The organism is Streptomyces sp. NPDC031474 (assembly GCF_055581185.1).
This window is the reverse complement of the sequence record NZ_JBVIJX010000005.1, coordinates 492,260-511,509: the sequence shown is the minus strand read 5'-3', so window position 1 is coordinate 511,509 and position 19,250 is coordinate 492,260. Positions and strand designations below refer to the sequence as shown.

Genomic DNA, 19,250 nt, shown 5'->3' with positions numbered 1-19,250 from the left:
GTCGCCCGACGCTGAACTGGGCGGATAGTGTGAGCGGTCCGGTGCACCTGGCCGCGAGGTCCTTCCTGGGGTCGCGCACCGTGTGACCGAGACCCGAGCGCCTTAGAAGGGGGAAAGGCGCCGCGTGGCCCCGACGGAGGATTCGGACAACCGTGGACGCGCAAGGCCGTGGGCGGGCGGACAACATCGATCCCGCAGACCAGTGGGTGCTCAATCCGAACACCGGTGAATACGAACTGCGACTGAGTCCTTCCGGACCGCAGTCGGCGGTGCCCGGACCGCGCAGATCCGGCTCCGGCCAATCCGGCGGTGGCGGGCGCGGCGGCGGTGATTCCGCGCGCGGTCGTACGACGGGTACGACGGGAGCGGGGATGGGGCAGGGTGCGATGTCACCCTCGTCGTCCCTCTCGCAGTCGACCTCGCCGTCGGCCTCACCGGCCGGGACGGCGCTCGGCCCGGAGGTGCCGGGGCCGCGACGGCGCCGGGGTGCGCCGGAGGAACCGGTGACGAACCGGCGTGGGCGCCGGCCGGCGAAGAAGAAGTCGAAGGCGAAGAAGATTCTGCTGTGGACCGGCGGGATCATGGCCTTCGTCCTGGTGGGTACGGCCGGTGCGGCCTACCTCTATCTCCAGCACCTCAACGACAACATCACGTCCGTCTCCGACGACGGCGCGAGCACCGGTGGCTTCAGCAAGGACAAGGCGATCAACCTGCTGGTGATCGGCACCGACAAGCGCACCGGTTCGGGCAACGAGGGCTACGGCGACTCCGGCAGCGTGGGGCACGCGGACACCACGATCCTGCTGCACGTCTCCAAGGACCGGACGAACGCGACCGCGCTGAGCATCCCGCGCGACCTGATCGTGGACGTCCCGGACTGCCAGACCGAGCAGGCGGACGGCACCACCAAGGTCATCCCGGGCACGAGCGGCGTCCGCTTCAACACCAGCCTCGGGCAGGACGGCCGTACGCCGAGCTGCACCGTGCGCACGGTCACCGAGCTGACGGGGATCCAGGCGGACAATTTCATGGTCGCCGACTTCAACGCGGTGAAGACGCTGACCACGGCGGTCGGCGGTGTCGAGGTGTGTCTGGCCAAGGACATCGACGACAAGGACTCGAAGCTGAAGCTGGCCAAGGGCACGCACCTCATCCAGGGCGAGGAGGCGCTGGCCTTCGTGCGCACCCGGCACTCGGTGGGCTTCGGCGGCGACCTGAGCCGGATCCAGCTCCAGCAGCAGTTCCTCAGCGCGCTGATGCGGAAGCTGAAGTCGAACGACACGCTCTCCAGCCCCACCAAGATGATCAAGCTGGCGGAGGCGGGCACCAAGGCGCTGACCGTCGACTCCAAGCTCGACAGCATCAACAAGCTGAAGGACCTGGGTCTGGAGCTGGGCAAGCTCAACGTCAAGAACCTGACCTTCACCACCGTGCCGGTCGTCGACAACCCGGCGGAGAAGGTCAAGGCCACGGTCGTCCTCGACAAGTCGGCGGCGCCCACCGTCTTCCAGATGATCAAGGACGATGTCTCGTTCACCGAGGTGAAGGAGAAGGCGACGGCGTCGAAGAACGCGGCGGCCGCGGCGGCCGCGGCCCGTCTGAAGGGCACGCAGTCCGCCGCCTCCGCGGTGCGGGTGCGGGTCATGAACGGCGGTGCGCCCGCCGGCAGCGCACAGGAGACTCTTAACTGGCTGCAGAATGATGAGGGCGTGACGAAGTCCGAGAACGCGGGCAACGCACCGGCCGCACTGGCCAGGACGACGCTCGAGTACGCGCCCGACCAGGCGGACCAGGCACGCAAGCTCGCCGCCGTCATGGGGCTGCCCGGTACGGCTCTGAAGCCGGGCAAGAGCGTCCTGAACTCCCAGGGTCTGCCGACGATGACGCTGACGCTGGGCAAGGACTTCAAGGGCGCGGGCGTCTCGCTCACGGCGACGGCGAAAGTCCCGGACTCGGTCCAGAAGTCCACAGCGGACAAGGTCCAGTGCGCCAAGTAGGTAACCCTTCGGGCCCGTCAAGCGTCTGACTTGACGCGGGACGGGCCCGTGTCAGGCGCACGGCGGGGAGGGGCAGGGGAATTGGCGGGGAGCAGTGGGGTGCGAGGTGAGGTTCCCGCGGTCGAGGACACGATGTCCTTGACCGCCCGGGAGCAGGACCAGGACGCATCCGATAAGGACGGCAGACACGGCGGCGGGCACAAGGGGGGCCACGGCGGCCGTGGGCCGGGGCGCAAAGGCCGGGGTCGACGCGCGTTGCGCTGGTCGGCGACGGTGCTCGCGGTGGTGATACTCGGCGGCGCGGGGGCCGGATACCTCTACTACGAACACCTCAACGCGAACATCAAGCACGACGACCTGAACATCGGCGACGCCAAGGACCGGGCGGCCGGCACCAAGGCCAACTCGGCCGGCCAGACGGCGCTGAACATCCTGCTGATCGGCTCGGACGCCCGCGACACCGCGGCGAACCAGAAGCTCGGCGGCGCCAAGTACGACTTCGGCGGCCCGCCGCTCGCGGACGTCCAGATGCTGCTGCACGTGTCGGCGGACCGCAGCAACATGTCGGTGGTGAGCATTCCACGCGACACCCTGCTGTCCATCCCCAAGTGCACGAACCCCGACGACGGGACCACGTACAAGGCGCTGACCAGCGAGATGGCGAACGCGTCGCTCAGCCGGGGCGGGCCGGGCTGCACGGTGGCCACGTGGGAGAAGCTCACCGACATCCACATCGACCACTTCATGATGATCGACTTCTCGGGTGTCGTCTCGATGGCGGACGCGATAGGCGGCGTCCCGGTCTGTGTGGACGCCAACGTCTACTCGCACACCAGCACCGGCAAGGGCTCCGGCCTGAAACTGGAGAGGGGCACGCACTCCATCAAGGGCGAGCAGGCCCTGGAGTGGCTGCGCACCCGCTACGGCTTCGAGGACGACACCGACCTCGCGCGCGCCAAGGCGCAGCACATGTACATGAACTCGATGGTCCGCGAGCTGCGCGCCAACGCCAAGCTGACCAACCCCAACAAGCTGCGCAAGCTCGCCGAGGCGGCCACGAAGGCGATCACCGTCGACGACGGCCTGGACACCATCACGAAGATGTACGACCTGGCGGGCGAGCTGCAGAAGGTGCCCACCGACCGCATCACGATGACGACGATGCCGAACCGCTACCAGGGCGAGCGGGTGGTGCCCACGGAGGATGCCAAGCAGCTGTTCCGCCTGGTGCGCGAGGACATCGCGCTGGACGGCAAGGACGCCAAGAAGGCCACCGCGAGCCCGTCGCCGACGACGACGCCCGCTGACCCGGCCGCCCCCAACGACAAGATCGCGGTGCAGGTCCACAACGGCACGCGCACCGACGAGCTGGGCGCGGTCCGCGGCCGCGCGTCCGACGTGACGCAGGCGCTGACGGGCAAGGGCTTCACCGAGGCCGTCGCGGACACCTCGGCGGCCACGGCCGTCGTGAGGACGGTCGTCCGGTACCCGAGCGCCGACCTGCAGGGCGACGCCCAGGCGGTCGCGAAGGCCCTCGGCATCCCGACGAGCCAGGTGAAGAAGTCCACCGAGGTCACCGGGGTCACGCTCATCGTGGGCGCGGACTGGCGGTCGGGGACGACGTACAAGGCGCCGGTGAAGAACGACAGGACGCCCGTCTCGGCCGGGGCGATCAACGCCTCCGACACCAGCCAGTGCATGCACGTGGACCCGAACTACACCTGGTAGCCCGGGTCCGGCGGTCTGTGACGGCGCCTCGGGGGCGCCGTCCTCAGTCAGTGGGTGTCGCTGTGGGTGTCGCTGTGGGTGTCGCTGCCGGTCTCGACGGGGGTGTCGCCGAGGACCGCGGGGCGTCGTGACGCGATGACCTTCCTGGCCAGCGCCTTCGGGCTGGTCAGGAAGCCGAAGCCCCACGACATGTGCATGGTGGCGAGGGCGACGGGGATCTGCAGCCGTGCCTTCACGGGCAGCCCCTTGCCGGCCGGGAGCGACCCGGCGACGATCGCCGCGAGGTAGCCGCCGGGGATCAGGAAGCCCAGCGGGGTGAGCGCGGCGCCGACCACGATCCCGGCCGCTATCGCGCACACCGCGGTCGGCGGGGCGAGGTAGCGCAGGTTGATGGAGCCCTCGTGGTAGCGGGCGACGACGTGCCGCCACCGGCCGTAGTCCTTGTACTGCTTGGCGAGCGCCCGCACGCTGGGCCGCGGACGGTAGGACACCTTCAGCTCGGGCGAGAACCAGATCAGGCCGCCCGCCTCGCGGATGCGGAAGTTCAGCTCCCAGTCCTGGGCGCGGATGAACTCCTCGTTGTAGCCGCCCTGTTGCTCCAGCGCCTCGCGCCGGAACACCCCGAGGTACACCGTGTCGGCGGGCCCGGCCTGCCCTCCCGTGTGGAAGGCGGCGTTGCCGACCCCGATCTTCGAGGTCATGGCGGCGGCGACCGCGTGCTCCCAGTCGTTCTCGCCCTCGGCGTGCATCAGGCCGCCGACGTTCTGCGCGCCGGTCTCCTCAAGGAGCCGCACGGCGGTGGCGATGTAGTTCGGCGAGAGCATGCCGTGGCCGTCGACGCGGACGACGATCGGATGGCGGGAGGCCTTGATCGCGGCGTTGAGAGCGGCCGGCGTGCGACCGGTGGGGTTCGGGACGGTGTGCACGCGCGGGTCTTCTGCCACGAGCTGGGCCGCGATCTCGTCCGTACGGTCCTTGGACGGACCGATGGCGATCACGACTTCCAGCTCGCCGGCGTACTCCTGCGCGAGGATCGCTTGGACGGCTCCGCGCAGATGCCGCTCCTCGTCGAGGACGGGCATGATGACGGAAACGGCGGGGAGCTGCACGTCGGGATTGGCGTTCATAGGGGGCTCACGTTACCGCGAACGGGGGACACGGCCCGCCCCGCCGGGTGCGCTGCACCGGTCGGCAGATCGTATGGGCCTACCGTTCTCACGGCTTCCCCCGCCCACCGCCGCCGCCCGGAGGTGCCCCCGTATGCCCACCACTTCGCCCCGGCCCCCGCGCCGCCCCCACCCGCAGCGCCACGCGCCGCGTTCGTCCGTCCGGCCCGCCCGGCGCAGTCGTCGTCCGCGCTGGGCCATGCGGGCGGCGACGACACTGTCGGTGGTGCTGCTCGCCGCCGCCGGGATCGGCCACTCGGTGATCAGCAGCATCGACGCGGGCATCGCCCGGGTCGACCCGTTCAAGGACATGAAGAACCGTCCCCGGGCCGGTCACGGCATGAACGTCCTGCTGGTCGGCACCGACGGCCGCGACCGGATCACCCCGGCCGAGCGCCGCCGCTACCGTCTGGGCGGGGCGCCCTGCCACTGCACCGACACGATCATGATCGTGCACATCTCGGCGGACCGGGAGCGGGCCAGCGTGGTCAGCCTCCCGCGCGACTCCTACGCCGAGACGCCCCCGCACACCGACCAGGTCACCGGCGAGGAGCACCACGGCCACCCCGTCAAGCTCAACGCGGCGTACGCGGAGGGCGGCCCGCAGCTCACCGTGCGCACCGTCGAGAACATGACCCACGTCAAGATCGACCACTATCTGGAGGTCGACTTCGTCAGCTTCATGAAGACGGTGGACGTGCTGGGCGGCGTGCGGATCTGCACGGCCACGCCCCTGAAGGACTCCTACACGGGCCTGGACCTGGCGCCGGGCACCCACACGCTGCTGGGCGGCGAAGCCCTGCAGTACGTGCGCTCCCGGCACGCGGACGCCACCTCCGACCTGGGCAGGATGAAACGCCAGCAGCGCTTTCTGGCGGCCCTGGTGGAGCGGGCGACGTCCTCCGGGATCCTGCTGAACCCGCTGAAGTTCCGCGACGTCACCCGGGCCGTCCTCGGCTCGGTCCGCGCCGACCGCGGCTTCGGCGCCGACGAACTCCTGGACCTCGGCCGGGCCATGCGCACCTTCTCCCCTTCCTCCTCCGAGTTCACCACCGTCCCCATCGGCCGGATGGGATACGTCGTGAAGGGCATCGGCTCGACGCTGAAGTGGGACCCGGTGGAGTCGCAGCGCCTCTTCGCGTCCCTGCGTGACGACGAGCCCCTCGCCGTCCGGCATCCCGACCGCCGGGTCACGCGCGTGGACGTCGCCCCGCAGCAGATCCGGGTCCAGGTCGAGAACGGCACCCGCACGGCGGGATTCGGCAGGCGCGTCGACAGCGCCCTGGCGGCGACGGGCTTCCGCACGACCCGCCACCCGGTCAGCGCGACCGCCCCCGCCGCCCGGCGCACGGTCGTCGCCTACGACCCCCGCTGGGACCGCTCCGCGAAGTCCCTCGCGACGGCCCTGCCGGGCAGCGAACTGCGCGCCGTCCCCGGCCTCGGCCCCACCCTGAAGGTGATCACGGGCACGGACTTCCGGGGCGTGCGGAAGGTGCGGGGGGACGCGAACGGGGACGCGGCGGAGGCGGCGTTCGGGGTGGTTCGGGGCGACGAGGTGGGGTGTTCCTGAGGGGTGTGCCGTAGGGGGCGACGGCCGGACCGTAACCCTGATGGACCTGCGGCGCTGCCGACGATGTGCCGGTGGGTCGCCGACGGGACGTCGTTGAGACGTCCGGTCGAATGTGCGTTTCCGTTGCGAATCGGTGCGGATCGGTGCGGATCGGGGCCGTCCGCCCAATGGCGTGGGGGCCCCGGAGGGCGTAGGACGGAAACGCACGCGCGGGCCCGCCCCGGGCCCCCTCACCCCCCAGGAGGAGCCATGACCCAGCCCGGAACCATGACCGCCATGAGCAAGCAGATGCAGGACTGCGTCGAGGCGTGCATGTCCTGCCACAGCATGTGCGAGGAGACGATGAGCTCCTGCATGCAGATGGGCGGCCAGGCCCAGATGCAGATCATGCGCGCGCTCATGGACTGCTCCGAGATGACCCGTATGTGCGCCGACATGATGATGCGGCGCTCGCCCATGTCGGCCGAGATGTGCGCGCTGTGCGCCAAGGCGTGCGACATGTGCGCCGAGGCGTGTATGGCCATGCCGGACGATCGGCAGATGATGCGCTGTGCCGAGTCCTGTCGCCGCTGCGCCGAGATGTGCCGCGCGATGGCGGGCGCCCGGATGTGACCGCCGTCTGAACGAGCTCGGGGGCACCCTGTGTGGGTGCCCCCTAGCAGGCCCGTGGCCTGCCGGTCCGCCGCCGGGTCAGTTGCCCGAGACGGTGACCTTCTCGTCGTTGTTCAGCTCGCTCACCAGCTGCTTCACCTTCGCCTTGTCCCAGACGAGGTTGCCGCCGGTGGAGCCGGAGATCGGCATGTTCATCGAGGTGCCGTCGCCGCCGTTGACGCCCTTCATCGCGAAGAACATCGATCCCAGGTCGTACAGGCCCATGTCCTTGTCGACGATCAGGGAGTCCAGGCCCGCGCCCAGCGTCGGGTACAGCTTGAACGGGTTCATGACCGTCGACGGGGTCGCCACCTCGTGGGCCAGGGCCGCGAGGAACTTCTGCTGGTTCTTCGTACGCTCCAGGTCGGACGCGGCGAACGCGTGCCGGGTACGGACGAAGGCGAGCGCCTCCTCACCGTTCAGCTTCTGCTTGCCCGCCTGGAAGTCGGCGCCCGAGTACTTGTCCTTGAACGCCTTGTCGATGGTGATCTCGACGCCGCCGACCGCGTCCACGATCTTCGCGAAGCCTGCGAAGCCGATCTCGACGTAGTGGTCGATGCGCAGGCCGGTGTTGAACTCGACGGTGCGCACCAGCAGCTCCGGGCCGTCCATCGCGTACGCGGCGTTCAGCTTCACATGCCGGCCGGTGCCCTTGAAGGTCTTGCCGGACTCGGAGCCGACGAACGTCGGGATCTCCACGTCCGAGTCGCGTGGCAGCGAGACCAGCGTGTCGCCGTTGGACCCGACGTGCAGGATCATCATCGAGTCGGTGCGCTTGCCCTCGGCGGAACCGGTGTGCAGCTCCTGCTTCTCCGCGGCGGACAGGCCCTCACGGCTGTCGGAGCCGACGATGAGGTAGTTGGTGCCGTCGCCCCCTTCCGGCCGGTCGATGACCTTGGACAGGTCGACCTCGCGGCGCAGCTTGGAGTCGGCCCAGAAGTAGGTGGCGACCGACGTCACGACCAGCACGGTCACGACGGTGATCGCGGTCCACTTGATACGGCGTCGCCAGTTCGGCGCGGGCCGCGGACCCCGGGTGGCCGTACCGCCGGGGCCGGCCGGTCCGCCCGGCCCCCCGGAGTCACCGCCGCCTCCGTAGACCTGGCCCGTGTTGTAGCCGCTGTCGTACCCCGACCCCCGCGCGTCGGTGTAGTCGCCGTATCCCTGACCGTTGACGTACGACGGCTGCGGCGGGACGCCGGGGCCGTGCGGCGGGGCGGCCGGGCCGCGGCGGACCTGCCGCATGACGCGTGCGCTCTCGGGCTGTGCGCTCGCGCTGCCGCTTCCGTACCGGTTGCCGCGGTCGTTGTCGGACCATCCCTCGGGCCAATCGTTCATGCGGACCAGTGTGCAGGGCAGCACTGTGTGCCGTACAAGGGCCGTCGGAGAATCAGGGCCCCGCTGTTGCCAAGCTGACACAAAGTCCCGGGTTGTCCCCCTCGGCATAAGGTGGAGGACATGACAGACCAGGTCACCGCGGCGGACTCGGGCAGCACCCCGGACATCCCGGGCAAGCCCACATCCGCGTCGCGCACCACTCTCAGCCACATCATGACCCACGCCGACACCAACCTGCTGGGCACGGTGCACGGCGGTGTGATCATGAAGCTCGTCGACGACGCGGCGGGCGCCGTGGCCGGACGGCACTCCGGCGGGCCCGCCGTCACCGCGTCCATGGACGAGATGGCGTTCCTGGAGCCGGTCCGCGTCGGCGACCTCGTCCATGTGAAGGCCCAGGTCAACTGGACCGGCCGGACGTCGATGGAGGTAGGCGTCCGGGTCCTTGCCGAGCGCTGGAACGAGTCCGCCCCGGCCACCCAGGTCGGTTCGGCCTACCTGGTCTTCGCCGCCGTCGACGCCGACGGCAAGCCCCGGGCGGTCCCCCCGGTCCTCCCGGAGACGGAACGCGACGAACGCCGCTACCAGGAGGCCCAGATCCGCCGCACCCACCGCCTGGCCCGCCGCCGGGCCATCAGGGAACTACGGGAGCGCCGAGTGGCCGAGGGCTTGGACGACTGAGGCCACGGGGGGGCTGGGCTTCCGTGGCCTCAGTCGTCCAAGCCTGGCCGCCCTATCCGCCGCCCTACCCGCCACTTCACCTGCTGCTTTACCTGCCGCTTTACCTGGTCGGCCCGGCATGATCAGCTTCCTCCTGTCATGTACAGACGGCCTCTGGGGAGGGGCCGGGGAGGGAGGTGGCGTCGATGAGCGTCGGCACGCAGGAAAGAACCCGGCCGTGTCCGCAGTGCGGGGCCGGGATCGGCGGGGACGAGCGGTTCACCGTCTGGTGCGCGGCCTGCGACTGGAACGTCGACCCGGCAGGGCCGCGCAAGGAGCCGGGGCGGCTCGAACGGATGCGGCGCGCACTGGCCCGCCGGCACGGCGAGAAGCTGCTCGCCGAGGTCGTTTCCGGCGAGACACTACGCGCCCGCAGGGACACCCCCGCCCTCCTGGCCGCCGTGATCGCGCTCGCCGTGCACGGCGTGACGGTGGCGCTGGCGGCCGGCGGGATCTGGTGCATCGTCCGCGGCTGGGGCGGCTTGCTGATGCTGCCCGGCTTGTTCCTGTTGCTGCTGACCTGGCCTCTCAGGCCCCGGTTGCCCCGGCTCCCCGACAACGTGCCGGTGTTGTACCGCGTCGACGCACCTGCCCTGTTCGCGTTGGTCGACGAGGTGGCCGAAGCGGCCGGCACCCGGGGCGTGGACGCGGTCGTGGCCGACGACACGGTCAACGCGAGCGTCCAGACGTACGGACTGCGGGGGCGCAGGATGTTGGTCCTGGGGTTGCCGTGCTGGGAGATCCTCACTCCTCAGGAGCAGGTCGCCCTGCTGGGTCACGAACTCGGCCATTACTGCAACGGCGATGTCCGCCATCACCTGGTCCTGGGGAACGCGTACGCGTCGCTGACCACTTGGTGGTACTACTTCGCACCCGTCGAGCACCCCGACACGGCCATGGAAGTGATTCTCGACCTGCTTCTCACGGTCCCGCGCTCACTCGTCACCGGTGTGCTGCTCCTGCTGGACCGACTGACGCTGCGCGCGGCCCGGCGCTCCGAGTACCTCGCCGACCGGACGGCCGCCCGCATCGGCTCCACCGAGGCCGCCGTAGGGCTGCTGGACCGTGCGCTGGTGGTCGACTCGGCCGAGGGCGTCCTGCTCCGGGAGGCGAACCGGGCTGCCCTGACCGGGCCGCACGGCTCCCGAAGCGCCGCGGACCGGGCGGACGAGCTGTGGGAGCAGTTGACCGCGCACATGGCGTCCATCCCGGAGTCCGAGTACGAATGTCAGCGACGAGTCGGCGCGTTGCGCGGCCACAGCGTGGACGCGACCCACCCGCCGACCCACCTGCGGCGCGCCAGTCTGCTCGCCGGCGATCCCATGCCGGGGGCCGTGGTGACGGACACCGGGCGGCACCGCCGCATCGCCACGGAACTCGCCGCAGCACGCCGTCTGATAGGCGCACGGATCATCCGGGACGGACCGTCTTCCGGCGCCTGAACAGCGACGCCCGTGCCTCGCACGCACGTCGCCCCCGCCCGGCGAGGACGCGGGCGGGGGCGACCATGGCGTCAAGGCCCCCAGGGACCCCTGGGGAACCCTGAGGAACCCTAGGGAAGGTTCCTTGCCATCACTATGCGCTGGACTTGGTTCGTGCCCTCGTAAATCTGGGTGATCTTGGCGTCGCGCATCATGCGTTCCACCGGGTAGTCGCGGGTGTAGCCGTAGCCGCCGAGGAGTTGGACCGCGTCCGTCGTGACCTCCATGGCGACGTCCGAGGCGAAGCACTTCGCGGCCGCGCCCTGGAAGGTGAGGTCGGAGTCCAGGCGTTCGGACTTGGCGGCTGCCGCGTAGGTCAGCTGGCGGGCGGCCTCGATCTTCATGGCCATGTCGGCGAGCATGAACTGGATGCCCTGGAAGTCGGCGATCGCCTTGCCGAACTGCTTGCGCTCCTGGACGTAGCCCTTGGCGTAGTCGAACGCGCCCTGGGCGACGCCGAGGGCCTGGGCCGCGATGGTGATGCGGGTGTGGTCCAGGGTCTTCATGGCGGTGGCGAAGCCGGTGCCCTCCTCGCCGATCATGCGGTCCGCCGGGATGCGCACGTTGTCGAAGTAGACCTCACGGGTCGGGGAGCCCTTGATGCCCAGCTTCTTCTCCGGCGCGCCGAAGGAGACGCCCGGGTCGGACTTCTCCACGACGAAGGCCGAGATGCCCTTGCTGCGCTTGGTGGGGTCCGTGACCGCCATCACCGTGTAGTACTCGGAGACGCCCGCGTTGGTGATCCAGCGCTTCACGCCGTTCAGGATCCAGTGGTCGCCGTCCCTGACCGCCTTGGTCTTCATGCCGGCCGCGTCCGAGCCCGCGTCCGGCTCGGAGAGGGCGTACGAGAACATCGCGTCGCCCTTGGCCAGGGGCGTGAGGTACTTCTTCTTCAGGTCCTCCGAGCCGGAGAGGATCACCGGCAGGGAACCCAGTTTGTTCACGGCGGGGATGAGGGAGGAGGACACGCAGGCGCGCGCCACCTCCTCGATCACGATGACCGTCGCCAGCGCGTCGGCGCCCGCGCCGCCGTACGACTCGGGAACGTGCACCGCGTGCAGATCGCTCGCCACCAGGGCGTCCAGCGCCTCCTGCGGGAAGCGGGCCTCCTCGTCCACCGCGGCGGCGTACGGCGCGATCTTCGCCTCGGCCAGCGAGCGGATGGCGTCGCGGAGCATGTCGTGCTCCTCGGACGGGCGGTACAGGTCGAAGTCAGCCGATCCGGCCAAGGTGTCTCACGCTCCAAAGACGCTACGGTCACTGACGCTAATTACCGTTAAGTAACTCAAATTTTAGGGGTCCGCCCGACCGAGTGATACGTGAGCTTGGCGACAGGCGGCGCCCCTCCCACATCTGCCCGGTGAAGAGCGCCGACACGCCCCGACTATGCTCGGGCGCGCAGTGACGGCATCCCCCACCAGGAGCATCCATGGCCCTCAAGATCACCGTGATCGGCACCGGCTATCTCGGCGCCACGCACGCCGCGGCCATGGCCGAGCTGGGTTTCGAGGTGCTCGCGCTCGACGTCGTGCCGGAGAAGATCGCGATGCTCGAGCGGGGCGAGACCCCGATGTACGAGCCGGGGCTCGAGGAGCTGCTGCGCAAGCACGTCGCCGGGTTCGAGGGGACCAGCGGGCGGCTGCGGTTCACGATGGACTGGGCCGAGGTGGGGGCCTTTGGCGACGTCCACTTCGTCTGCGTGAACACTCCGCAGAAGCACGGTGAGTACGCGTGCGACATGTCCTACGTCGAGTCCGCGATCGCATCGCTCGCCCCGCATCTGACGCGTCCGGCTCTCGTCGTCGGCAAGTCCACCGTGCCGGTGGGGTCCGCCGAGCGGCTGGCCCGGACGATCGCCGAGCTCGCTCCCGCCGGTGAGGACGCCGAGCTCGCCTGGAACCCGGAGTTCCTGCGGGAGGGCTTCGCCGTCGACGACACGCTGCACCCGGACCGAATCGTCGTCGGGGTGCGCAGCGAGCGGGCCGAGGCGATGCTGCGGCAGGTGTACGAGTCCCCGATCGGGGAGGGGTCGCCGTTCGTGGTCACCGACTTCCCGACCGCCGAGCTGGTGAAGACCTCCGCGAACTCCTTCCTGGCCACCAAGATCTCCTTCATCAACGCGATGGCGGAGATGTGCGAGGCCTCCGGCGGTGACGTCGCCAAGCTGGCCGAGGCCATCGGGCACGACGACCGGATCGGGAAGAAGTTCCTGCGGGCCGGGATCGGGTTCGGCGGCGGGTGTCTGCCCAAGGACATCCGGGCGTTCATGGCGCGTGCCGGTGAGCTCGGGGCCGACCAGGCGCTCACCTTCCTGCGCGAGATCGACTCCATCAACATGCGCCAGCGCGGGCAGATGGTCGAGCTGGCCCGGGAGGCGCTGGGGGGCGGGTCGTTCCTGGGCAAGCGGGTCGCCGTGCTGGGCGCCACCTTCAAGCCGGACTCGGACGACGTACGGGACTCGCCCGCCCTCAACGTCGCCGGGCAGATCCATCTGCAGGGCGGACAGGTCACGGTGTACGACCCGAAGGGGATGGAGAACGCCCGCCGGGTCTTTCCGACGCTCGGGTACGCCGATTCGGCCCTCGCGGCGGTACGGGGCGCCGACGCCGTGCTGCACCTGACGGAGTGGCGGGAGTTCCGCGAGCTGGACCCGGCGGCGCTCGGCGAGGTCGCGACGACCCGCCTGATCCTCGACGGACGCAACGCGCTCGACCCCGTCCTGTGGCGCAAGGCCGGGTGGACGTACCGGGCGATGGGGCGTCCCACCGCCTGACCTGTACGAGACCGCGCACGACATACGAGACCGCGCACGACAGGTGACGCCGGTTCGGCCGAGGCTCAGTCGGCCGAACCGGCGTCTGCTTGCATTCTGCACCACCGGCCCGTGCCGTGGCTGGTGAACTTCGCCCGGGACTGCTTCGCCCGGGACTACTTCGCGCGGTACCGGCGCATCTTGGCGCGCGCGCCGCACACCTGCATCGAGCACCAGCGGCCCCGGCCGGCCGGGCTGCGGTCGTAGTACGCCCAGTGGCAGTCGGTGGCCTCGCAGGCCTTCAGCCGGGTCCAGGTGCCCGCGATCAGCGCCTGCGCCACGGCGGCGGCCGTACGGGTGAGCAGCGCGGGCTCCTCTGCCTGCGCGGGGGCGAGACGGGCCGAGCCGTCGTGCGCGTCCACGGTCACCAGCAGGGGGGCCGAGGCCAGCAGCTCGCCCAGCGGGGTGACCTCGCGGTGCGGTGAGTGGCCGGCGTGGGCCAGGAGGGCCGCGCGCAGGGACTCCCGCAGCTCGCGGGCCCGCTCCGCCTCCTCGCCCTCGGCGAGCCCGAACCGCGCCCGGCCCTCCGGCGTGTCGAGCGCGTCGGCGCCCGATTCGATGTCCAGCGTGTTCACCAGGGACTCGACCAGGGCCAGGTCTCCGGGCGCGGCCGATCTGTCACTCATGCTTGCGACGTTACCGCCAATACGGGAGCATGCAGTAACCGTTACCGGTTACCCGTCCATACAGGTAACCGTACAGGTAACCGCCGTACAGCTAACTTCAAGGAGGAAGTCATGGCTCTCGCCAAGCTGGGTTCCGTCGTCCTGGACTGTCCCGACCCGCGCGCGCTGGCCGAGTTCTACGCCGAGGTGCTGGGCGGCAGCGTCGTGGACGAGGAGGACTGGGTGGACCTGAAGCTGCCCGGCGGGCAGGCGCTGGCCTTCCAGGCCGCCCCCGGGTTCGTACCGCCGAAGTGGCCCGCGCCCGACGCCTCGCAGCAGTTCCATCTGGACCTGACGGTCGACGACCTGGACGCGGCGGAGAAGGGCGTGCTGGCGCTCGGCGCGAAGCCGCTGGACGCCGAGGACCGCTCGCGGACCTTCCGGGTTTACGCCGATCCGGCCGGGCACCCGTTCTGTCTCTGCGCCGGCTGACCCCTGGAGGCACCATGCCGCCCGTCGCCCGTTTCCGTAGCGTCGTGATCGACTGCCCCGACCCGCGCGCGCTCGCCGACTTCTACGCGGCGGTCGTGGGCGGTACGCCCGAGGCCGAGGAGGGCGAGGAGGACTGGCTCGTCCTGCCGGTCCCCGGCGGTCCCCGGATCGCGTTCCAGCAGGTGGAGGGGTTCACCCCGCCCGAGTGGCCGCGGGCCGACCGCAACCCCCAGCAGTTCCACCTCGACTTCGACGGCGGCGCCACCTGGGCGGAGATGGACGCGGCCCATGAGCGGGTGCTGGCGCTGGGCGCGCGGCCGCTGGATCTTCAGGATCGAGAGAAGAAGGAGTTCCAGGTGTACGCCGATCCGGCGGGGCATCCGTTCTGCCTCTGCCGGATCGATCACCCCTGAGGCCGTGAGGCCCTCGGACCCTGGGCTGGTTCAGCCGTCCAGGTGGGCGATGTGTGCCGTCGACGGCTCGCGGCGTTCCTGGGCCGCGCGGGCCGCGAAGTCGGCGCTGCGCAGAACGCGCTGTATGTTTCCCCAGGTCAGCAGGGCGATCTCGGGCTCCGGCCAGCCGCGGCGGAGGAGTTCGGCGATCAGGTACGGGTAGCCGGAGGCGTCGGCGAGGCCCTGCGGGTGGGCGGTGCCGGAGTCGTATGTGCCGGACAGGCCGACGCTGTCCGGGCCGGCGAGTGCACGGACGTGGTCGAGATGGTCGGCGACGTCCCGGACGCTCGGGCCGGTCTGCTCGGCGGTCAGCGGCACCAGGCACAGGCCCTTGGCCGCGCCCAGCTCGGCGAGCAGGTCGTCGGGAAGGTTGTCGGGGTGGGGGCGCAGGGCGCGGGCGGCGGAGCGGGTGCACAGGACCGGGGTCTTGGAGAGGGTGAGGGCGCGGCGGACCGTGGCGTCGGAGGCGCCGGAGAGGTCGGCGAGCACGCCGAGCCGGTTCATCTCCCGTACGACCTCCTCGCCGAACCGGGTCAGCCCCGCCTCACTCGCCCAGGAGGTGCCGGTGAGGGTGAGGACGCGCAGGCCGAGGGAGTGCAGCGCCCGCAGGATGCCGAGGGAGTCGTCGAGCGCGGCGGCTGTGGCCGGGCCCAGGACGACGGCGACGCGGCCGCAGTGGCGGGCGTCGATGACCTGCCCGGCGCTGAGCGCGAGCCGCAGCCCCTCGGGGTGGGCGGCTATCACCGACCGGACGAGGTCGAGCTGCTCCAGGGTGGCGCCGACGGCCCGGGCGGCGGCGAGGCCCTCGGGCAGGTGCAGCGACCACAGCAGGGCGCCGACGTGGCCCTCGCGCAGCCGGGGCACATCGGTGTCGATGGCGCTCTCGCCGAGCTGGAGGTCGTAGCAGGGCAGATGGCGCAGGGCCCAGGGCAGTCCGCTGTAGCCGTCGGCGACGGGGTGCGCGCCAAGGAGGGCGCGGGCGCGGTCCAGGTCGTCGGCTTCGGCCGGGGCCTGGGGGCGGCCGGGGGCGCGAGGGGCCTCCCGCGTCGCGTGATGCGCCCCGTCCTGCGTCTCGTCCTTCGCCCCGTCCTTCGCCCCGTCCTGCGTCTCGTCCTGCGTCTCGTGGTCGCCGGCCTCGGGGAGAGAGCGCAGTTCGTCCTGGAGGTCGGCCATGACGGTCTCCGTACGTCGATCAGCAGTACGGTCACGGTCGCACGGCCACAAGTGCGCTTCCTGGTGGGCGGGGCGTTCGGGGTACCGCCGGGCGGGGCGGCCGGCTGCACCGACTGCCCCGCCCTTACCCATGCACCGATACGCCGACCTGCGAGCGGGGTCAGCCGTCCAGTGAGCCGATCGTCGCGTTGGACGGTGCGCGGGTCGCCCGGAGGTCGCGGGCGACGTCCTCCGCCGCGCCCAGCACCCGCACCGCGTTCTGCCAGGTCAGCTTGGCGAGGTCCGGCTTGGACCAGCCGCGGTCGAGGAGTTCCGCGAGCAGGTTCGGGTAGCCGGAGACATCGTCCAGGCCGTCGGGGGTGAAGGCCGTGCCGTCGTAGTCGCCGCCGATGCCGAGGCAGTCGACGCCGGCGACCTCGCGCATGTGGTCGAGGTGGTCGGCGACCGTGGCGACGGTGGCGATCGGGCGGGGGTTGGTCTCCTCGAAGGCCCGGTGGACCTTCATCGCCTCGGGGGTGGTCGCGAGGTGGTGGAAGCCGTGGGCGCGCATGTTGTCGTCGGCCGCGGCCGTCCAGTCGACCGCCGCCTGGAGGACGAACTTCGGCACGAACGTCACCATCGCCATGCCGCCGTTGCCCGGCAGGCGTTCCAGGACGTCGTCCGGGATGTTGCGGGGGTGGTCGCAGACGGCGCGGGCGGAGGAGTGGGAGAAGATCACCGGGGCGGTCGAGGCGTCCAGCGCGTCGCGCATCGTCGTCGCCGCCACGTGCGAGAGGTCGACCAGCATGCCCTCGCGGTTCATCTCCCGCACGACCTCACGGCCGAAGGCCGACAGGCCGCCGACGCGGGGCTCGTCGGTCGCCGAGTCCGCCCAGTCCACGTTGTCGTTGTGGGTGAGCGTCATGTAGCGCACGCCCAGTGCGTACAGGCCGCGCAGGGCGCCGAGCGAGTTGGCGATGGAGTGACCGCCCTCCGCGCCCATCAGCGAGGCGATACGGCCCTCCGCGCGCGCCGCCTCCATGTCGGCGGCGGTGAGCGCGGCGCGCAGGTCGGCCGGGTTACGGGCGATGAGCTGCCGTACGCAGTCGATCTGCTCCAGCGTCGCCGGGACCGCGTCGGGCAGGTCCGCGCGCACGTACACCGACCAGTACTGCGCGCCGACCCCGCCCGCGCGCAGCCGGGGGATGTCGGTGTGCAGGTGGCCCTGCTGGGGCGTGGCGATGTCGCGGGCGTCGAGGTCGTAGCGGACCTGTTCGCGCAGCGCCCAGGGCAGGTCGTTGTGGCCGTCGACGACGGGGAACTCGCGCAGGAGCTCGCGGGCCTCGTCCAGTGAGGTCATCGGTGTCCGGGTCACTTTCCGAAGCCGAAGCCGTTGGAGCCCTCGACCTTGGCGCGCAGGCGTTTGCCCTTCTCGGTGGCCTGGTCGTTGAGCTCCTGCTGGAACTCCCGCATGCGGGTGAGCAGCTCCTCGTCCTGGGTGGCGAGGATGCGGGCGGCGAGCAGGCCCGCGTTGCGGGCGCCGCCGACGGAGACGGTCGCGACCGGGACGCCGGCCGGCATCTGCACGATCGACAGCAGGCTGTCCATGCCGTCCAGGTACTTCAGGGGCACGGGGACGCCGATGACGGGCAGCGGGGTGACCGAGGCGAGCATGCCGGGCAGGTGGGCCGCGCCGCCCGCGCCCGCGATGATCACCTTGAGCCCGCGCTCGGCCGCCTGCTCGCCGTACGCGACCATCTCGCGCGGCATGCGGTGCGCGGAGACGACGTCGACCTCGTAGTCGATCTCGAACTCGTCGAGGGCCTGGGCGGCGGCCTCCATGACGGGCCAGTCGGAGTCCGACCCCATGACGATGCCTACGACAGGACTCATTCGGTGATCGTGCCTCTCAGGTAACCGGCTGCGTGACGTGCGCGTTCGAGGACGTCGTCCAGGTCGTCGCCGTAGGTGTTGACGTGGCCGACCTTGCGGCCGGGCTTCACGTCCTTGCCGTACATGTGGATCTTCAGCTGGGGGTCGCGGGCCATGCAGTGCAGGTACGCGGAGTACATGTCGGGGTAGTCGCCGCCGAGGACGTTGACCATGACCGTCCACTGCGCGCGGGGGCGCGGGTCGCCCAGCGGCAGGTCCAGGACCGCGCGGACGTGGTTGGCGAACTGCGAGGTGATCGCGCCGTCCTGCGTCCAGTGGCCCGAGTTGTGGGGGCGCATCGCGAGCTCGTTGACGAGGATGCGGCCGTCGCGGGTCTCGAACAGTTCGACCGCGAGGTGGCCGACGACGTCGAGTTCCTTGGCGATGCGCAGCGCCATCTCCTCGGCGCGCAGACCGAGGGTCCGATCGAGATCGGGGGCGGGCGCGATCACGGTGTCGCAGACGCCGTTCACCTGCCGGGACTCGACCACCGGGTAGGCGACGGCCTGGCCGTGCGGGGAGCGGACGACGTTGGCGGCGAGCTCGCGGACGTAGTCCACCTTCTCCTCGGCGAGGACGGGCACGCCGGCGCGGAAGGGGTCCGCGGCGTCCTCGACGGAGTCGACGACCCACACGCCCTTGCCGTCGTAGCCGCCCCGGACGGTCTTCAGGACCACCGGGAAGCCTTCGCCCTCGGCGGCGAACGCGGCCACGTCGGCCGGGTCGGTCACGATCCGGTGCCTCGGGCAGGGGACGCCGATCGCGTCGAGCCTGGCGCGCATCACCCCCTTGTCCTGGGCGTGCACCAGCGCGTCGGGGCCCGGGCGGACGGGAATGCCGTCCGCCTCCAGTGCCTTGAGGTGCTCGGTGGGAACGTGTTCGTGATCGAAAGTGATCACATCGCACCCGCGCGCGAACGCACGCAGCGTGTCCAGATCGCGGTAGTCGCCGACGACGACCTCGCTCACGACCTGTGCCGCGGAATCCTGTGGGGTGTCACTGAGGAGCTTGAATCTGATGCCGAGCGGGATGCCCGCCTCGTGTGTCATACGAGCGAGCTGGCCCCCGCCGACCATGCCGACTACCGGAAACGTCACCACCCCAGGGTATCGGCCGCGCCGGCGCGGCCGGATCCCGCGCCTCTTACCCATGAC

The 19,250-nt window shown here is 70.8% G+C and carries 17 protein-coding genes; 9 read left to right on the top strand and 8 right to left on the bottom strand.

Annotation, left to right across the window (positions count from 1 at the left end; all coding sequences use genetic code 11):
* Nucleotides 1-152 precede the first annotated feature (152 nt).
* Nucleotides 153-1,997 carry an LCP family protein gene (locus ACZ5SK_RS13015; RefSeq protein WP_361710289.1) on the top strand — a complete coding sequence of 615 codons (1,845 nt, stop codon included), beginning with the start codon at nucleotides 153-155 and terminating at the stop codon, nucleotides 1,995-1,997.
* Nucleotides 1,998-2,129: 132 nt separating this feature from the next.
* A complete protein-coding gene (locus ACZ5SK_RS13010) occupies nucleotides 2,130-3,725 on the top strand; it encodes an LCP family protein (protein WP_334579430.1) in 1,596 nt (531 codons plus the stop codon).
* A 47-nt stretch (nucleotides 3,726-3,772) separates the two neighbouring features.
* On the opposite strand, the gene ACZ5SK_RS13005 is transcribed toward ACZ5SK_RS13010, so the two are convergent.
* Nucleotides 3,773-4,852 (bottom strand): glycosyltransferase family 2 protein, encoded by a 1,080-nt coding sequence (locus ACZ5SK_RS13005; protein WP_334579429.1) that lies wholly within the window; start codon nucleotides 4,850-4,852, stop codon nucleotides 3,773-3,775.
* Nucleotides 4,853-4,985: 133 nt separating this feature from the next.
* On the opposite strand from ACZ5SK_RS13005, the gene ACZ5SK_RS13000 reads away from it, so the two are divergent.
* A complete protein-coding gene (locus ACZ5SK_RS13000; protein WP_334579428.1) occupies nucleotides 4,986-6,461 on the top strand; it encodes an LCP family protein in 1,476 nt (491 codons plus the stop codon).
* A 249-nt stretch (nucleotides 6,462-6,710) separates the two neighbouring features.
* Complete coding sequence (locus ACZ5SK_RS12995; RefSeq protein WP_334579427.1) at nucleotides 6,711-7,073, top strand: four-helix bundle copper-binding protein; 363 nt, start codon at nucleotides 6,711-6,713, stop codon at nucleotides 7,071-7,073.
* A gap of 78 nt (nucleotides 7,074-7,151) precedes the next feature.
* Here the strand turns inward: ACZ5SK_RS12995 and ACZ5SK_RS12990 are convergent, their stop codons facing one another.
* The gene (locus ACZ5SK_RS12990; protein WP_334579426.1) at nucleotides 7,152-8,450 is read right to left on the bottom strand and encodes an LCP family protein; all 1,299 of its coding nucleotides are present in this window, start codon (nucleotides 8,448-8,450) and stop codon (nucleotides 7,152-7,154) included.
* Nucleotides 8,451-8,570: 120 nt separating this feature from the next.
* Between ACZ5SK_RS12990 and ACZ5SK_RS12985 the strand changes: the two genes are divergently transcribed.
* Nucleotides 8,571-9,131: an acyl-CoA thioesterase gene (locus ACZ5SK_RS12985; protein ID WP_079661848.1), complete on the top strand. Its 561-nt coding sequence runs from the start codon at nucleotides 8,571-8,573 to the stop codon at nucleotides 9,129-9,131.
* A 185-nt stretch (nucleotides 9,132-9,316) separates the two neighbouring features.
* The gene (locus ACZ5SK_RS12980; RefSeq protein ID WP_457494464.1) at nucleotides 9,317-10,612 is read left to right on the top strand and encodes a M48 family metallopeptidase; all 1,296 of its coding nucleotides are present in this window, start codon (nucleotides 9,317-9,319) and stop codon (nucleotides 10,610-10,612) included.
* Nucleotides 10,613-10,722: 110 nt separating this feature from the next.
* Here the strand turns inward: ACZ5SK_RS12980 and ACZ5SK_RS12975 are convergent, their stop codons facing one another.
* Entirely contained in the window at nucleotides 10,723-11,880 is a 1,158-nt protein-coding gene (locus tag ACZ5SK_RS12975; RefSeq protein WP_079661847.1) for an acyl-CoA dehydrogenase family protein, read from the bottom strand.
* 200 nt (nucleotides 11,881-12,080) lie between these two features.
* On the opposite strand from ACZ5SK_RS12975, the gene ACZ5SK_RS12970 reads away from it, so the two are divergent.
* Nucleotides 12,081-13,424 (top strand): UDP-glucose dehydrogenase family protein, encoded by a 1,344-nt coding sequence (locus tag ACZ5SK_RS12970; protein ID WP_334579424.1) that lies wholly within the window; start codon nucleotides 12,081-12,083, stop codon nucleotides 13,422-13,424.
* Between the two features lie 155 nt (nucleotides 13,425-13,579).
* Here ACZ5SK_RS12970 and ACZ5SK_RS12965 read toward each other — a convergent pair whose 3' ends face one another.
* Nucleotides 13,580-14,089, bottom strand: a complete 510-nt coding sequence (locus tag ACZ5SK_RS12965) for a CGNR zinc finger domain-containing protein (RefSeq protein WP_334579423.1) — start codon at nucleotides 14,087-14,089, stop codon at nucleotides 13,580-13,582.
* Between the two features lie 111 nt (nucleotides 14,090-14,200).
* Here ACZ5SK_RS12965 and ACZ5SK_RS12960 point away from each other — a divergent pair, with 111 nt between their 5' ends.
* Together ACZ5SK_RS12960 and ACZ5SK_RS12955 are read left to right on the top strand one after the other, a co-directional pair.
* The gene (locus ACZ5SK_RS12960; RefSeq protein ID WP_334579422.1) at nucleotides 14,201-14,560 is read left to right on the top strand and encodes a VOC family protein; all 360 of its coding nucleotides are present in this window, start codon (nucleotides 14,201-14,203) and stop codon (nucleotides 14,558-14,560) included.
* 14 nt (nucleotides 14,561-14,574) lie between these two features.
* Nucleotides 14,575-14,973 carry a VOC family protein gene (locus ACZ5SK_RS12955; protein WP_334579421.1) on the top strand — a complete coding sequence of 133 codons (399 nt, stop codon included), beginning with the start codon at nucleotides 14,575-14,577 and terminating at the stop codon, nucleotides 14,971-14,973.
* A 30-nt stretch (nucleotides 14,974-15,003) separates the two neighbouring features.
* Here ACZ5SK_RS12955 and ACZ5SK_RS12950 read toward each other — a convergent pair whose 3' ends face one another.
* The 4 genes from ACZ5SK_RS12950 to ACZ5SK_RS12935 form a co-directional block, all read right to left on the bottom strand.
* On the bottom strand, nucleotides 15,004-16,185 hold the full coding sequence (locus tag ACZ5SK_RS12950; protein WP_468156436.1) for a dipeptidase: 1,182 nt from the start codon (nucleotides 16,183-16,185) through the stop codon (nucleotides 15,004-15,006).
* 160 nt (nucleotides 16,186-16,345) lie between these two features.
* Nucleotides 16,346-17,524 (bottom strand): dipeptidase, encoded by a 1,179-nt coding sequence (locus ACZ5SK_RS12945; RefSeq protein ID WP_334579419.1) that lies wholly within the window; start codon nucleotides 17,522-17,524, stop codon nucleotides 16,346-16,348.
* A gap of 11 nt (nucleotides 17,525-17,535) precedes the next feature.
* Nucleotides 17,536-18,057: a 5-(carboxyamino)imidazole ribonucleotide mutase gene (gene purE, locus ACZ5SK_RS12940; protein ID WP_334579418.1), complete on the bottom strand. Its 522-nt coding sequence runs from the start codon at nucleotides 18,055-18,057 to the stop codon at nucleotides 17,536-17,538.
* Entirely contained in the window at nucleotides 18,054-19,193 is a 1,140-nt protein-coding gene (locus ACZ5SK_RS12935; protein ID WP_334579417.1) for a 5-(carboxyamino)imidazole ribonucleotide synthase, read from the bottom strand. The genes purE and ACZ5SK_RS12935 overlap by 4 nt, the downstream gene beginning before the upstream one ends.
* Nucleotides 19,194-19,250: the final 57 nt, after the last annotated feature.

What these genes read in the sequence shown, in the direction of transcription:
- ACZ5SK_RS13010 (WP_334579430.1), top strand. Translation starts at nt 2,130, where the DNA reads ATGTCCTTGACCGCCCGGGAGCAGGACCAGGACGCATCCGATAAGGAC.
- ACZ5SK_RS12985 (WP_079661848.1), top strand. Translation starts at nt 8,571, where the DNA reads ATGACAGACCAGGTCACCGCGGCGGACTCGGGCAGCACCCCGGACATC.
- ACZ5SK_RS12960 (WP_334579422.1), top strand. Translation starts at nt 14,201, where the DNA reads ATGGCTCTCGCCAAGCTGGGTTCCGTCGTCCTGGACTGTCCCGACCCG.
- ACZ5SK_RS12950 (WP_468156436.1), bottom strand. Translation starts at nt 16,185, where the DNA reads ATGGCCGACCTCCAGGACGAACTGCGCTCTCTCCCCGAGGCCGGCGAC.
- ACZ5SK_RS12965 (WP_334579423.1), bottom strand. Translation starts at nt 14,089, where the DNA reads ATGAGTGACAGATCGGCCGCGCCCGGAGACCTGGCCCTGGTCGAGTCC.
- ACZ5SK_RS13000 (WP_334579428.1), top strand. Translation starts at nt 4,986, where the DNA reads ATGCCCACCACTTCGCCCCGGCCCCCGCGCCGCCCCCACCCGCAGCGC.
- ACZ5SK_RS12970 (WP_334579424.1), top strand. Translation starts at nt 12,081, where the DNA reads ATGGCCCTCAAGATCACCGTGATCGGCACCGGCTATCTCGGCGCCACG.
- ACZ5SK_RS13005 (WP_334579429.1), bottom strand. Translation starts at nt 4,852, where the DNA reads ATGAACGCCAATCCCGACGTGCAGCTCCCCGCCGTTTCCGTCATCATG.
- ACZ5SK_RS12980 (WP_457494464.1), top strand. Translation starts at nt 9,317, where the DNA reads ATGAGCGTCGGCACGCAGGAAAGAACCCGGCCGTGTCCGCAGTGCGGG.
- ACZ5SK_RS12945 (WP_334579419.1), bottom strand. Translation starts at nt 17,524, where the DNA reads ATGACCTCACTGGACGAGGCCCGCGAGCTCCTGCGCGAGTTCCCCGTC.
- ACZ5SK_RS12990 (WP_334579426.1), bottom strand. Translation starts at nt 8,450, where the DNA reads ATGAACGATTGGCCCGAGGGATGGTCCGACAACGACCGCGGCAACCGG.
- purE (WP_334579418.1), bottom strand. Translation starts at nt 18,057, where the DNA reads ATGAGTCCTGTCGTAGGCATCGTCATGGGGTCGGACTCCGACTGGCCC.
- ACZ5SK_RS12955 (WP_334579421.1), top strand. Translation starts at nt 14,575, where the DNA reads ATGCCGCCCGTCGCCCGTTTCCGTAGCGTCGTGATCGACTGCCCCGAC.
- ACZ5SK_RS12995 (WP_334579427.1), top strand. Translation starts at nt 6,711, where the DNA reads ATGACCCAGCCCGGAACCATGACCGCCATGAGCAAGCAGATGCAGGAC.